This window comes from Rhizobium sp. TBD182 (assembly GCF_001950375.1).
In the GTDB taxonomy this organism is placed as follows: domain Bacteria; phylum Pseudomonadota; class Alphaproteobacteria; order Rhizobiales; family Rhizobiaceae; genus Agrobacterium; species Agrobacterium tumefaciens.
Genome location: NZ_BDLN01000009.1, coordinates 110,145 through 125,304 on the forward strand (window position 1 = coordinate 110,145; position 15,160 = coordinate 125,304).

Here is a 15,160-nt window from a genome sequence, read left to right on the forward strand (position 1 = left end):
GTTTTCCCTGGAAAACGTCGGGAATGTCAAAGCGCTTACAGGCACCGCCCTGATTTTGCCGCCGGTCCCAGATAGCTCCTCTTCAACCGAAGCCTACCCGCATGTTCTGGGCCGATCTGACGCCCAACCATAGTCCCGTGCCCTAGACACCGAACTTATTCGCTTCAGGAAGGCGTTCGCGGACGCGCAAGACATGACAACCGATTTGAGATGCCCATTAGAATTATTCAGTATTAAATACTATTCTTATTTAATACAACAGTACAGTATCTTATTATAAGATACGAAATTACTAATAATACATAATTATTTCTTAAATTTGTAAGTATAATCATCACCGGAAAAGCGCATGATGCCGAAATATGACCCATGAAGGGCTCGATTTTCTTGTGGGAGCCATAACGATGAGAAATATTCCCGTTGTCGGAAAGTTTTTGACGGTATTTGCGCTATTCGGCGTATGTGCAATCCTGATTGCGGCCTACTCCGCCATACAGATCAAATCGATCGATGGAAGTTATAGTGACCTTATTGCGCGTGACAGCGCAGCGGCCTTGAATTTGGCACTCGCGAACCAAGAACTGCTGAACGGGCGTGCGGCTTTGGCCGATATGATGATCGCCTTTACGGAACAGGGTAATGCCGCTGCCGAAGCTGAGGTGAAGGCCACACGCGACAAGTTCATGGTATCGATGGATGGAGCCATCGCCAATATCCCCGAAGACAACCGCCTGCGCGTACTCAAGGACGACGTGACGACGCTCTATAACGTGACGTGCAAGAACGCCTGGCACCTGGGCCGAACCGCATCAACCGTGGATGAGGCACTTGCGTCGCAAAAAGCGTTTGGCACCGAGTGCCAGCCAGTCTTTGCCAAGATCGGCGCGAAACTTACACAGATAGCCACTGATATTTCGAACCGTAGCGCCCAGCAGAGCGATGATCTGAGCGACATAAGCCAACGGACTGCACTAATTACCGTCGCGGCGGTCGTCCTCGGCTTCATCACCGTCGTCGTCATCGGATATTTCGCGATCAGCAGCTGGCTTGTCACGCCGATCCGGGGTCTTGTCGGCACGATGCAAACGCTTGCGGAGGGTAACCTGTCCGTCAAGGTCGAGGGAACGGACCGGCGCGACGAGGTCGGCACGATGGCAAAGGCCGTTGAGGTCTTCAAGGATAACGAATTGAAGGCCCGCCGGCTGGAAGCGGATGCGGCGCAGGTGCGTAACCAGTCCGAGGCAGAGCGTCAAAGAACCGCCGAAATTGATCGCAGGCGCGCCGCCGAAATGGCGGAAGCGACCAGCGGCCTTGCCGAAGGTCTGAAGCATATGGCCAATGGCGACCTGTCCTACCAGCTGAAAACGCCTTTCTCCGCAGAATTCGAAAGCCTGCGTGCGGACTTCAATATCGCCGTAAACCAGCTTAGCAAAACACTGCTGTCCGTTGCCGATGTCACGGCCACGATCGACAACGGCTCTCGCGAGTTGAGTTCAAGTGCGAGCGACCTGTCGCAACGCACGGAAACCCAAGCCGCATCGCTAGAAGAAACAGCCGCAGCGCTCGACCAGATAACCAGCAACGTCAGCAATTCGACCAGACGGACTGAGGAGGCCCGGATCGTGGCGGTCGAGGCCAACAGATCCGCGCAGACATCCGGTCAGGTCGTCGCAACTGCGGTCGATGCCATGAAGCGCATAGAAAGCTCTTCAAGCCAGATTTCCAACATCATAGGCGTCATCGACGAGATTGCCTTCCAGACCAATCTTCTGGCACTCAACGCCGGCGTCGAGGCGGCCCGTGCGGGCGAGGCAGGCAAGGGCTTTGCGGTTGTGGCACAGGAAGTGCGTGAATTGGCCCAGCGCTCGGCGCAAGCGGCCAAGGAAATCAAGGAGCTTATCCGCAACTCCGCCGACGAAGTGCAGAACGGCGTGAAACTCGTGACCGCAACCGGCGACGCACTCAAGATCATTGAAAGTCACGTCATCGCCATCAATACACAACTCGACGCCATCGCGACATCCGCAAGGGAACAGTCGGTCGGGTTGGCCGAGGTCAACAGCGCGGTAAACCAGATGGACCAGGTGACGCAGCACAATGCCGCCATGGTCGAAAGGGCGACGGCCTCCAGCGCATCGCTTGCCGGTGATGCCGAAAAACTCCGCCAGATCGTCGGCCAGTTCAAGCTGGATGGCGCAATGGCCAGCACCAGCACGGCTAGAACCGCATATAAGCCTTCAGCGCCGGTGCGCGTTGCGGACAACGCACAGCCGAGACCATCCCCGGCACGTCGCATGATCGGCCAGGTGGCCGCAGCGCTCGGCGTATCCACGGCCTCGAAAGATCAGACATGGGGCGAATTCTGATCCACTCTCTCAGAAGACACCCGGATAGCTTATCCGGGTGTCTTAAGGTTATCTATATCAGTGAAAACCGCTCCTCCGTCATGCCGGGCTAGACCCGGGGTGACGGCACCAGGAGGAATTCCACCCACACCCGTTGGCAACTGTCAGGCAGCCGCGTCCCATACCGGTGCAAGCCCGTCCGGCGAGACGATACGGCCATCCGGTCGAGCAAGAGCACGGATCGCGTCCGTCTCAGCGACCGACAGCGTGAAATCGAAGATCGCAAGGTTTTCATCAACACGGGCTTCGCTCACCGTCTTCGAAAGCGCAATAACACCCTGCTGCTGCACGAGCCAGCGCAGCACCACCTGCGCCACCGACTTGCCCCGGCTTGCGGCGATGTCCTTTAGAACCGGATCGGCAAAAACCTTGCCGTCGGCCATACCGTAATAACCCGTCACCGACATGCCGGCAGCCTTGGCCGCCGCGATCACCATATCCTGATCGATATAGGGATGGTATTCGATCTGATTGGTGACGATCGGCGCCTTTGACAAACTGACCGCCTCAGCCATCAACGCCGTATTGAAGTTGGACACGCCGATATGGCGAACCTTGCCGGCGTCGCGAACCGCGTTCAGCGCGCCGATCTGCTCGGCCAGCGCTACCGCTTCGTTCGGCCAGTGCAGAAGCAGGAGATCGACATAATCGGTCTTCAGTTTTTTCAGGCTCTCATCGACGGAGGCAAGAAAGGCATCGTGCCTGTAGTTCTCCACCCAGACCTTGGTGGTCAGGAAGATATCGCTGCGTGCCACGCCGGAACCGGCAATGGCTTCGCCGACTTCGGCCTCATTACCGTAAATCTGTGCGGTATCGATATGGCGAAAGCCGGCCTTCAGGGCATGCGGAACGATCCGAAGAACATCGGGGCCGGGAATACGGAAGGTACCGAAGCCAAGCACCGGGATCGATGCGCCGTTGGCGGTGACATCAAACATATATTTTCTCCTTTTAGGGTACGCCCGGCCAGCCCTGCGGCAGTGGCCGGGATTTATATGAAAACTCAGGCAGTCTTCAGCGAGAGCGAGGCGCGACGGTCGAGTGCACTGCTCCAGAGGGTGAGAATGAGGGCAATGGCGACAAGGATGGCGCCGACCCATGGGGTTGCGGCAAGGCCCATCGGCGATTCCACCACCAGACCGCCAAGCCACGCACCAATCGCGATGCCGAGATTGAAGGCGGCGATATTGAGCGCCGAGGCGACATCGACAGCGCCGGGGCGGTGTTCCTTGGCCAGCTGCACCACATAAAGCTGCAGGCCGGGAACGTTGGCGAAGGACAGGAAGCCGAGCGCCACCAGCGTGATCAGGGTCAGAACCGGCGAAACGGCGGTGAAGGAAAAGACCAGCAGCACGATGGCTTGTGCCAGAAAGAGGCCGATCAACGCCTTGACCGGATTGTGGTTGGCGATTTTGCCGCCACCGATGTTACCGGCGGCAATGGCGATGCCGTAGAGCACAAGGATCAGGCCGACGCTCTTTTCGGAGAAGCCCGTGACATCCTGAAGGATCGGCGCCAGAAAGGTGAAGGCTACGAAGGTGCCGCCGTAACCAAGTGCGGTGATGGCGAAAACGATGAGCAGTCGGCCGGAACCCAGCACCCGCACCTGATCGAGAAGGCTGGCGGGCGGCGCTTTCTTCAGCGTTCCCGGCAACAGGGCCGCGATACCGGCAAAGGCGATGACACCAAGACCTGCAACCGCCCAGAAGGTGGCGCGCCAGCCGAAAATCTGCCCGATATAGGTACCGATCGGCACGCCGGTGACGATGGCGACGGTCAGACCCATGAACATCATGGCAATCGCCGAGCCACGGCGGTTTTCCGGCACGAGATCGGCGGCGATGGTGGCGCCAACGGAGAAGAACACGCCATGGGCGAAGGCGGAAAGCACCCGCGCGACCAGAAGCGTCTCATAGCTTGGCGACACGGCGGCTGCGACATTACCGACGACGAACAGCGTCATCAGACCCAGCAGCAGCGGCTTTCTTTCGATCTTGCCGGTCAGCGCAGTCAGGATCGGCGCACCGAAAGTGACACCCAGCGCGTAAACGCTGACGATAAGGCCGGCAAGCGGCAGGGTAATGTGGAGATCTGCGGCGACCGTCGGCAAAAGACCGACGATGACAAACTCCGTGGTTCCGATCGCGTAAGCCGCGATCGTCAAGGCAAATATGGCCAATGGCATGACGAGTACCTCTTCGCCCGGAGCGGGATCGCGGGCGTTATGGACAGCGGGTACTGTCCGGTTGGATCAACTGTATGATTGCAATATGGGCGAAGGGGACTTGCATGATAATCAGCAAGATTGGATAAAGGCCTTTGAATTAATTTCACAAGTGGTGCAGCGATGGACAACAGGGCCGGAGAAATGGAAGTCTTCGTCGCGGCAGCCGAGCTGGGGAGTTTTTCCGCAGCCGGGCGCAGGCTCAAGCTTTCACCCTCGGCGGTAAGCAAACTTGTCACCCGCATCGAAGACCGCCTCGGCACCCGCCTTCTCGCTCGCTCCACCCGAGTGGTGACGCTGACGCCGGAGGGGGAAATCTATCTTTCCCGGGCAAGGCGCATTCTGGCCGACATCGCCGATACGGAGCAGATGGTAGCAGGCGGCGGCAAGGTGGTGCCGCGGGGGCTATTACGTGTCAACGCCACGCTGGGCTTCGGCGAAAGGTATCTTCTGCCGCTCGCACCGGAGTTTTTATCTCTTTATCCGGAAATCGAGCTGGATATCTCGCTGACCGACGGCGTCATCAGCCTGATCGAGGAGCGCACCGACATAGCGGTACGATCCGGCGGGATGGCGGATTCGTCCCTCAAGGCAAGAAAGCTGAAAGAGGTCCGCCGGATCATCGTCGCCTCCCCTGCCTATATCGGAAAACATGGCATGCCGGAAAAGCCGCAGGATCTGGCCCAACACAATTGCATCAGCTTCAATTTCAGTCGCAGCCTCAACGAATGGCCTTTCCGTGATCCCGGCACGACGGAAGTCTACCGCCTTCCCGTGACCGGCAATGCCTCGGTCAACAGCGGCATGGCAATGCGTCGGCTGTGCCTGACGGGCCTTGGGCTGGGAAGGGTCGGAGAGTTTCATGTCGAGCCGGATATCGAGGCCGGTCTGCTCGTGCCGGTGCTGGAGGATTACAATCCGGGCGACATGGAGGTGATCCATGCCGTTTATGCCGGACATGATCACTTGGCCGCCCGCGTACGCGCCTTTATCGATTTTGTCGCGGCAAAGGTCGGGCGGTGACTAGCCGCCTCAGACGAGGCTGTGAACCATCTTCGCCAGCCAGTCCACGAAGACACGGACCTTGTTGGTGACGTGCCGTGTCTGCGGATAAACGACATAGATCGGCATGGGTTCGCGCCGCCATTCCGGCAGAACCGGCACAAGCTCGCCACGCGCAAGCGCATCCTTGACCATGAAAACGGGCAGCTGCACCATGCCCATGCCCGCCAGCGCGGCGTTGAGATAGGTGCGGCTGTCATTCACCGACACGACATAGTTGGGCGTAATCTCGACGCTGCGAAGCCCGTTGTCGAATGAGATCGGCATGATCTGGCCAGTGGTGGCATTGAAATATCCCACGGAATGATGTCCGTTTTCGAGATCTTCCGGCTGTTGCGGCATGCCGAAACTCTCGATGTACAGGGGAGAGGCGAAGGTTTCGAATTTCAGCTCGCCGACCTTGCGCGCTATAAGGGATTGATCCCGCAAGGTGCCGACCCGCAGCGCGCAATCGACATTCTCCGCGATATAATCGACCAGACGGTCGCCGACGCCGAGATCGAGCCGGATTTGCGGATAGCGCTGGTAAAATTCGCAAAGATGTGGAATAACCACGAGGTCCGCGAAGACACCGGCCATTTCCACCCGCAACCGGCCAGACGGCTGCACCTGCGCGCTGGACATGCTGCCATCAAGCTCTTCGATTTCCGACAGAATCTGCGAGGCCCGCTCATAATAGAGAGCGCCGTCCGTCGTCAGCATCACCCGCCGCGTTGTGCGGTTGAGAAGCGTGGTATGTAAATGCGCCTCCAGCGCCTGGACCATGTTGGTGACGGTGGTTTTGGGCATGTTCAGCGCGGTCGCGGCGCGGCTGAAATTGCCGGTTTCGACGACGCGAGTGAATACCCGCATGGCGGAAAGCTGATCCATGTCGCTATTATCCGTTTTTTTGGAATAGTGTTTTCATTTTGACGTACTTGATCGTTTTCTCCCGAACAATAATATGAATTTCAGATTTTGCAAATATGGTGAGCTGCTGATGGCGGCGCACGGGACCGGATCAGATGAAAGCGCACTGGGAAAATATCGAAGGCTGTGGGGGCTCGGCGTCCCAGCTTTCCGTGCGCCGATATGAAAGTGCCGGCCTGTGCACCAACCCGCCCGTGGTCCTTTATTTGCGCGGCGGCTCGTTTCTTGAAAAGGGCGGCAATTGCCCGGAGCTTCCGGTGGCACGCGCGCTCGCTGAAAGCGGCGCGATCGTCGTCGAGGCCGACTATAGCAAGTCGTCCGGCAACGAGTTTCCGATGGTGATCGATTGTGCCTTCGAAGCGCTGGATCATCTGAGCCGGGACCGCAAGCATTATGGCGGCGCAAAATCGCTGCTGTTTGTGGCCGGCGAAGAGGCTGGTGGCAATGTGGCGGCTGGGCTTGCGCTGAAGGCGCGTGACCGCATGCCGGGCAAGCTTGCCGGTCAAATACTTCTGTCGCCCATGATCGACCCGATGATGACGACGGAATCCTTCCGCGATGCGGACAGGATCGGCATGCGCCAGCGCTGGGCGGATGGTTGGAGCCATTACCTTGCCAAGGCCTGCGGGTTTTTTCACCCCTATGCCGCGCCCTGCCAGTGTACGCGGCTGAACCGGGTGGCGCCGGCGCTGATCTTTACCGCCGAGGACGACCCTCTGCGCGACGAAACGGTCGGTTATGCCGACAGGCTCATCGCCTCCGGTGTCAGCGTCCGGCAGCATGTTTTCCCCGCCGGTATTGGCTGGACGGGGCTTTATCAAGGAAAGGGCGGCGGATGGGTCCCATCCGTCTGTTCGGAGTTCAAGACCTTCGTTGACCAGATAAAACACTGAAATCGCATTTTGAGCATGTCCAGTAAAAGTGCGTAGCGGTTTTACGCCCGGACCATGCAACAAAACACACAGATAGAGAAACTGACCGGCTCCTGATCCGAGCCAAGGAGAGACCCATGACGCTGACCACAAAGCGCCGGGCCCTGACGGGCGCCGGTATCGGGCTTGCTATGTCCGTTGCAGCCGCAGCACTCATTTTCGACCTGCCCACCAGCCGTGATGCGACGGCAGCTTCCACCCCGGCTGAAACGCCGGCTATCCCAGTCACCGTCGCCAAGGTGGAAAGCCGCGATGTGATGCGCTGGGAAGAATTTTCCGGCCGTCTCGAAGCCGTCGACCGCGTGCAGATCCGCTCCCGCGTCGCTGGCCAGATCAAGGCCGTGCATTTCCGCGAAGGCGCGCTGGTGAAGGAAGGCGACCCCCTCTTCACCATCGATCCGGCCCCCTATCAGGCAGCCGTTGCAGGTGCTGAAGCCCAGGTCGCCTCCGCCGAAGCCAAGGTCAGCCTTGCCAAGACGGAACTCGACCGTGGCCGCAGGCTTTCCGACAATCGCACGATCTCCCAGAGCGATCTCGACCAGCGGCAAAGCTCGTTTGCGGATGCCGAAGCCCAGCTTCGCGCCGCCCGCGCGACGCTGACAACGGCTCAGCTCGATCTTGGTTACACCGAAATCGTTGCACCGGTTTCCGGCAGGGTCGGCCGCATCGAAATCACCGCCGGCAACCTCGTTGCCGCCGGCTCGACATCGCCTGCCCTGACGACGCTGGTTTCGGTCAACCCGATCTATGCCAGCTTCAACGCCAGCGAAGGAACGGTAGCGAAAGCGCTTTCCGAGCTGCCGAAGACAACCGACGCCCTGCCCGCGCTCGAACAGATCCCGGTGGAAATCGGCACGCTTTCGGATGAAGGCACGCCGATCAAGGGCACCCTGCACCTCATCGACAACCAGGTCGATTCCGCCAGCGGCACCATTGGTGTGCGTGCGGTCTTCGAAAATCCTGATGGCAGGCTCATTCCCGGCCAGTTCGTGCGGGTGCGCATGGGTGAACCGAAGCCGGAAAACCGGATAGTCATCAGCGACCGCGCCATCGGCACGGATCAGGACAAGCGGTTCGTCTTTGTCGTCGATGCCGAAAACAAGGTGAGCTACCGCCAGATCAAGCCCGGCGCACCGGCTGACGGCCAGCGCATCATCGACAGCGGCCTTGCCGCCGGCGATACGATCGTCGTCAACGGCCTGCAGCGCATTCGCCCCGGTGCAACCATCGCACCGCAGGCGGAAGACAAGGTCGCCGCCTCGCAATAACGCCGTCCCGCCTCCGGCGAGACGCATTTCACAAAGAACCGGCCCTCACCGGCGGCCATGATGCCGCCGGAACGGTCCTTGCATTTCCAAATCTACCCGGAGAGGGGACTGGATATGAATATTTCCAGATTTTTTGTCGACAGGCCGGTCTTCGCCGGCGTGCTGTCGATCCTGATCGTGGTCGCAGGCCTTCTCGGCATGCGCGCCCTGCCGATTTCCGAATATCCGGAAGTCGTTCCGCCATCCGTCGTCGTCCGCGCCACCTATCCCGGTGCGAACCCGGCCGTTATCGCCGAAACCGTCGCCACGCCGCTTGAAGAACAGATCAACGGCGTCGAGGACATGCTCTATATGGGCAGCCAGGCGACATCGGACGGCGTGCTGACGCTGACCGTCACGTTCAAGTTGGGCACCGACCCGGACAAGGCGCAGCAGCTGGTGCAGAACCGCGTGTCGCAGGCCGAACCGCGCCTGCCCGCGGAAGTGCGCGCACTCGGCATCACCACCGTCAAAAGCTCGCCCGACTTCATCATGGTCGTCAATCTCGTGTCGAAGACCGATGCCTATGACATCACCTATCTGCGCAACTATGCGACGCTGAACGTCAAGGATCGCCTCGCCCGTATCGAAGGCGTGGGTCAGGTGCAGGTCTTCGGCGCGGGTGACTATTCCATGCGCGTCTGGCTGGATCCGCAAAAGGTGGCCGAACACGATCTCGCCGCCAGCGACGTATCCGACGCCATCCGTCAGCAGAACGTCCAGGCCGCAGCCGGCGTTATCGGCGCATCGCCAAGCCCCAATGGCGTCGACCTGCAGCTCAACGTCAATGCCCAGGGCCGTCTGACGACTCCGGAGGAATTCGGCAACATCATCGTCAAGAGCGGCGCGAACGGCCAGATCACCCGTCTTCGCGACGTCGCCCGCATCGAACTCGGCGCTGCCGACTATACGCTGCGCTCGCTGCTCGACGGCGAACCCGCCGTGGCGATTGCCGTATTGCAGGCTCCCGGCTCCAACTCCATCGAAATCGCCGATAATGTCCGCGCGACAATGGACAATCTGCAACTGGCGATGCCTGATGGCGTGAAATATGAAATCGTCTACGACACGACGAAGTTCGTTCGCTCGTCCATCGAAAAGGTCGTTGATACGCTCCTCGAGGCCGTTGGCCTCGTGGTACTGGTGGTCATCCTGTTCCTCCAGACCTGGCGCGCCTCGATCATTCCGCTGATCGCCGTTCCGGTGTCGATCATCGGCACCTTCGCCGTCATGTATGCCTTCGGTTTCTCCATTAACGCGTTGACCCTGTTCGGCCTCGTGCTGGCCATCGGCATCGTGGTGGATGACGCGATCGTGGTGGTGGAAAACGTCGAGCGAAACATCGAAAACGGGCTTTCTCCGCGTGACGCCACCTACAAGGCTATGCGCGAAGTCTCCGGGCCGATCATAGCAATCGCGCTTGTTCTGGTCGCCGTTTTCGTCCCACTGGCTTTTATCTCCGGCCTTTCCGGCCAGTTCTACCGGCAGTTCGCGCTGACGATCGCGATTTCCACCGTCATTTCGGCGATCAATTCTCTGACGCTGTCACCCGCTCTTGCAGCCCTGCTGCTGAAAGAGCACGACGCACCGAAAGACTGGCTGACCCGCTTCATGGACCGGATTTTCGGCTGGTTCTTCCGTGGCTTCAACCGCGCCTTCGGGGCCGCCTCCAACGGTTACGGCAAAACCGTAGGCGGGCTGGTAACGCGCAAAAGCCTCGTCATGATCGTTTATATGGCGCTGGTGGCTGCCACCTACGGCATGTTCAGCGCGGTCCCAAGCGGGTTCGTACCGGCGCAGGACAAGCAATATCTCATCGGCTTCGCCCAGCTTCCGGACGGCGCAACGCTTGACCGCACGGAAAGCGTCATCAAGCGGATGAGCGATATCGCCATGCAACAGCCGGGCGTCAGCCACGCCATCGCCTTCCCCGGCCTGTCGATCAACGGCTTCACCATCGGCTCCAATTCGGGCATCGTCTTTGCAGTTCTCGACGACTTCGAAAACCGCAAGACGCCGGAACTGTCAGGCGGCGCCATCGCAATGCAGCTGAACCAGAAGTTTGCCGGCATTCAGGATGCCTTCATCGCCATGTTCCCGCCGCCGCCGGTTAACGGTCTCGGCCAGACGGGCGGCTTCAAGCTGCAGATCGAGGACCGTGCCGGTTACGGCTACCAGACGCTTGACGAAGCGGCCAAGGCGGTCATCGCCAAGGCATACCAGACACCGGAACTGGCAGGCATCTTCTCCAGCTTCCAGATCAACGTGCCGCAGCTCTTCGCCGATCTCGACCGCGCCAAGGCCGAGCAGCTGGGTGTTTCGGTCAGCGACGTCTTCCAGACGCTGCAGATCTATCTGGGCTCGCTTTATGTCAACGACTTCAACGCCTTCGGGCGGACATACAGCGTGCGTGTGCAGGCAGATGCGCAATTCCGCGCCCATGCCGAAGATATCGGCCGCCTGAAGGTCCGCTCGTCCACCGGTCAGATGATCCCGCTTTCCACGCTGTTGAAGGTAGATGCAACGACAGGACCGGAGCGCACAAACCGTTATAACGGCTTCCTTGCAGCCGATATCAACGGCGGTCCGGCACCGGGCTTCTCCTCTGGACAGGCGCAGGCAGCGATCGAGAAAATCCTTGCCGAAAACCTGCCGGCCGGGATCGAATACGAATGGACGGACCTGACTTACCAGCAGATCCTTGCCGGTAATTCCAGCCTCGTGGTCTTCCCGCTGGCGCTGCTGCTCGTCTATCTCGTATTGGCTGCGCAATATGAAAGCCTGACCCTGCCGATCGCGATCATTCTGATCGTTCCGCTCGGCGTTCTCGCCGCATTGACAGGCGTCTGGCTGACGGGAGGGGACAACAACATCTTTACGCAGATCGGCCTTGTCGTCCTTGTCGGACTATCGGCAAAGAACGCGATCCTGATCGTGGAATTCGCCCGCGAGCTGGAATTCGAAGGACGAACGCCGCTTCAGGCCGCAGTCGAGGCAAGTCGCCTGCGCCTCCGCCCAATCCTGATGACCTCACTCGCCTTCATCATGGGCGTGGTGCCTCTGGTCATCTCCACCGGTGCGGGTGCGGAAATGCGCGCGGCCATGGGTGTCGCAGTGTTCTCCGGCATGATCGGGGTGACGTTCTTCGGCATCTTCATGACACCGGTATTCTACGTGCTGGTGCGCAAGCTGTCGGGTAACCGTCCTCTCATCCAGCACAAACAGGAAGAACCTGCCAATTCGGACTACAAGCTCGAAAAGGCCGGCTGAGACCTGATCCAATCCACCGCAAACTTCGACGAAAGCCCGCCGCGCATCTCACGATGCGCGGCGTTTTTGTTGGTGGGAACGTCCATGTGCATCGCCTGAAACAGAATCTGTTTCAATGACTTAAGCAGCAAGCACATACATGTTGCGCCGCAATAAAGAAATAACGAATACACTATATCCGCATAAGGCAGCAGATACGTAAAGGAACAATGCTATTTTATGCTTTCCATTTTGTGGTAATTTCAAGAACAGGGTGATTCGGGCTAAATGATTTAGTTCAGGGGTGACATGATGGAGCAGGAATACGAAAACTGGGCGACAACCATTGCCTATTCGATAGTAATGCATGAAGGTCTGGATCTAGCGCTTGCCGCGCAGAATCTGGACAGAGGCAAGACCAGAAACAACCGTGAACGGCTGATGGAAGCCATCCGCAAATCTCTGCTGGAGGCCCGTTCGCGCAGCCATCTGTCGGTAGCGCAGCGGCTCTGAAGTCTGTCGCCGTATCCGATGCTGCCACAGGATCAGGTTGGAAGCAGATCGGTCCTTATCGCGGCTTTCAGCGGCAGGTGGTCCGAGGCAATGCGCGCCAGCGCACTGTCATGCGCTTCCACCTGCTCGATCAGCCCTTCGCGGTTGGCGATGATCCTGTCGAGCGCAAGCACCGGCAGGTTGGATGGAAAACTGGGCACTGCTGGCGGCAGGGCGCCGAATGCATCTCTCAGAGTATTGAGCGACGAGCCATTGCCGAGACGCCATTCGTTCAGGTCTCCCATGAGGATGGTCGCGCATTCGTTTCGCGCTTCCAGAAGACCGATAAGCGCCTTTGCCTGCTGGGCACGGGAATGCCTCAAAAGACCGAAATGCGCGGCGATTATTCGCAGTGCGCCACCGCTTTTCAAATCCAGTTCCACCACCAGCGCGCCGCGCGGCTCCAGCCCCGGCAATTTCAGCGTATGAACATCCCGCACCGCACCTTCCTTGAACAACAGGACATTACCGTGCCATCCATGCGCCTTCACACCCGCCAGAACAGGCACGGGGACAAGCCCGCTTTCCCGCTCCAGCCGGGCAAGATCGAGCAGGCCCGTGCGCTCGCCGAAACGGCTGTCCGCCTCCTGTAGCGCGATGATATCCGCGCCGATTTCCTGAATGACGCGGCTGGTGCGATCAGGATCGAACCTGCGGTCGCGGCCGACGCATTTATGGACGTTGTAGGACGCGATGACCGGGAAGGAGTGATCTCTCTCCACCTGCCCGGCATTCTTCCGTTGGTGGCGGTCGCGCAGCGACTGCATGACGAAGGCGGGCAGGCTGCTGTTTTTCGCCAGTGCCGTTTTTCCACGCTCCAGCAAACTGTTTTTCTTCACGCTGCGACGCCTCCCGATGCGCAAATTAAAAGTTCTAGAGCGTTTCCGACGTATGGCGCTCTAAAGATACGGCGAAGCGAGCCACAGGACGCGCTCCACAAAACGGACAACGAATGGCCGCGCATTCAGTTCGCTCAGTCGCACGGGTAAAGCGGTTGCCCGTGCTTCCCGGATGCGGTTTCCGATGGTCGCGGCGAATTCCTCATCCATAACTTCCAGATCGACTTCGAAGTTCAGCCGCAATGAACGAGGGTCCAGGTTGGAAGAACCGATGTAGCTCCAGCGCTCGTCGATCACCAGAAGCTTGGAGTGATTGAAGGGCCCTGTCGCCCGCCAGATGCGGCAGTAATTCTTCAACATCTGGTCGAATTGCGCCGTCATCGCCCTGTCCACAAGCACCAGATTGTTGCTTTGCGGCACGATGATATCCACCACGACTCCCCGCCTCGCTGCGGTAATGAGCGCTGAAATAAGCTCCCGATCGGGGAGAAAATAGGGCGACATGACGAGAATGGAGGAGCGGGCGACGGAAAACGCCCCCATCAGCATCTTGTGATTGGTCTCTATGCTCTTATCCGGCCCCGAGGAGGAAACGCGCGCAACGATCTGTGAACCCGGCACACCATCGGGAATGGCGATATCCCAGACCGGCGTGTGCAGAAGCTCCCCCGTCGTGAACCTCCAGTCCTCCGCCGCAATGGAGAAAAAATCAGAGACAACCGGCCCGCTGATCTTGAAATGAGTGTCGTGCGCCTGTTTTTCGCCGCCGAATTCAAGGGTGAAGCCCTCGCGGATATTCATGCCGCCGCTAAAGGCGAGGCGCCCGTCCACCACCAGGATCTTGCGGTGGGTGCGCAAATTCGCATAGGGCAGCCGCAGCCCAATGATGACATTGCCGTTGAATACATCGGCAACGATGCCTTTTTCCCTGAGCGTCGGCAGAATGCTCGGCACGGAATAGCGCGCGCCCACGGCATCCACCAGCACCCGCACCTCCACGCCCCGGAACTTCGCCCTTTCCAGCGCCGCGACAAAACGCGCACCGATCCTGTCATTGTCGAAAATATATGTTTCGAGGATGATCGACCGCTTCGCCTCGCCTATCGCTTCAAGCATGGCGGCATAGGCCGCGTCGCCGGTGACAAGCGGCTCGATGCGGTTACCGGTCGTCAGTGCGTGGCGCGTCACCCGGTCGCCGAGCGTCTTCATCGCCTCGAAACGGCGTCCGAACCGCGCGGCAATCACCTCGCCGCTCGCATCCAGACGCGCCACGCGATCCATGATCTCGTCCTGCATGAAAGACCGCTGCTGCCTGATACTGGACCGGCGAATCCGGTTGATGCCGGCAATCGCATAAATGACTGCACCGACGATCGGCGACAGAACGATGACGCCCACCCAGCCAAGCGCGGAGCGGACCTCTTCCTTCGTCATCGTGGCATGTACGGCCGCCACGGTTCCCATCAAAATGGAAAGAGCGGCAAGGATATGAGGCCAATAGGCGATGACGAGATCGAGCATGATGCAACTATAGGGCATCGTGCCGAAAAGTGTACCGCGGTTTTGGGAAAACCCGATGCGTAAACAAAAAGGTAGGGCAGTTCGCCGATCCCGCGATACCGGACCGGCACCGGAAAGGCCAAGAAGACCGGACGCCCATCGTTTTACGGGATAGACCCTT

General features: G+C 59.2%; 11 protein-coding genes. 6 read left to right on the plus strand and 5 right to left on the minus strand.

Annotated features, from left to right (window positions below; translation table 11 throughout):
• Nucleotides 1–404: 404 nt before the first annotated feature.
• Nucleotides 405–2,366, plus strand: coding sequence for a methyl-accepting chemotaxis protein (locus T18_RS21935; RefSeq protein WP_038492930.1), 1,962 nt, complete (start codon nucleotides 405–407; stop codon nucleotides 2,364–2,366).
• Nucleotides 2,367–2,509: 143 nt separating this feature from the next.
• Here T18_RS21935 and T18_RS21940 read toward each other — a convergent pair whose 3' ends face one another.
• Nucleotides 2,510–3,343, minus strand: coding sequence for an aldo/keto reductase (locus T18_RS21940; protein WP_038492104.1), 834 nt, complete (start codon nucleotides 3,341–3,343; stop codon nucleotides 2,510–2,512).
• A 65-nt stretch (nucleotides 3,344–3,408) separates the two neighbouring features.
• Nucleotides 3,409–4,590, minus strand: coding sequence for an MFS transporter (locus T18_RS21945; protein ID WP_038492107.1), 1,182 nt, complete (start codon nucleotides 4,588–4,590; stop codon nucleotides 3,409–3,411).
• Between the two features lie 162 nt (nucleotides 4,591–4,752).
• Between T18_RS21945 and T18_RS21950 the strand changes: the two genes are divergently transcribed.
• Nucleotides 4,753–5,652, plus strand: coding sequence for a LysR family transcriptional regulator (locus tag T18_RS21950; protein ID WP_038492109.1), 900 nt, complete (start codon nucleotides 4,753–4,755; stop codon nucleotides 5,650–5,652).
• Nucleotides 5,653–5,661: 9 nt separating this feature from the next.
• On the opposite strand, the gene T18_RS21955 is transcribed toward T18_RS21950, so the two are convergent.
• Nucleotides 5,662–6,561 carry a LysR family transcriptional regulator gene (locus tag T18_RS21955; RefSeq protein WP_003514057.1) on the minus strand — a complete coding sequence of 300 codons (900 nt, stop codon included), beginning with the start codon at nucleotides 6,559–6,561 and terminating at the stop codon, nucleotides 5,662–5,664.
• Nucleotides 6,562–6,695: 134 nt separating this feature from the next.
• On the opposite strand from T18_RS21955, the gene T18_RS21960 reads away from it, so the two are divergent.
• The 4 genes from T18_RS21960 to T18_RS21975 all read left to right on the plus strand — a co-directional run bounded on the left by T18_RS21960 (nucleotide 6,696) and on the right by T18_RS21975 (nucleotide 12,601).
• Nucleotides 6,696–7,493 (plus strand): alpha/beta hydrolase fold domain-containing protein, encoded by a 798-nt coding sequence (locus T18_RS21960; protein ID WP_013636765.1) that lies wholly within the window; start codon nucleotides 6,696–6,698, stop codon nucleotides 7,491–7,493.
• Between the two features lie 116 nt (nucleotides 7,494–7,609).
• Entirely contained in the window at nucleotides 7,610–8,800 is a 1,191-nt protein-coding gene (locus T18_RS21965; RefSeq protein WP_003514060.1) for an efflux RND transporter periplasmic adaptor subunit, read from the plus strand.
• A 114-nt stretch (nucleotides 8,801–8,914) separates the two neighbouring features.
• Nucleotides 8,915–12,109 (plus strand): efflux RND transporter permease subunit, encoded by a 3,195-nt coding sequence (locus T18_RS21970; protein ID WP_019565072.1) that lies wholly within the window; start codon nucleotides 8,915–8,917, stop codon nucleotides 12,107–12,109.
• Between the two features lie 288 nt (nucleotides 12,110–12,397).
• The gene (locus T18_RS21975; protein ID WP_038492112.1) at nucleotides 12,398–12,601 is read left to right on the plus strand and encodes a hypothetical protein; all 204 of its coding nucleotides are present in this window, start codon (nucleotides 12,398–12,400) and stop codon (nucleotides 12,599–12,601) included.
• A gap of 32 nt (nucleotides 12,602–12,633) precedes the next feature.
• Here T18_RS21975 and T18_RS21980 read toward each other — a convergent pair whose 3' ends face one another.
• Nucleotides 12,634–13,479, minus strand: a complete 846-nt coding sequence (locus T18_RS21980; RefSeq protein WP_013636769.1) for an endonuclease/exonuclease/phosphatase family protein — start codon at nucleotides 13,477–13,479, stop codon at nucleotides 12,634–12,636.
• 60 nt (nucleotides 13,480–13,539) lie between these two features.
• Nucleotides 13,540–15,000: a phospholipase D-like domain-containing protein gene (locus T18_RS21985; protein WP_038492933.1), complete on the minus strand. Its 1,461-nt coding sequence runs from the start codon at nucleotides 14,998–15,000 to the stop codon at nucleotides 13,540–13,542.
• Nucleotides 15,001–15,160 lie beyond the last annotated feature (160 nt).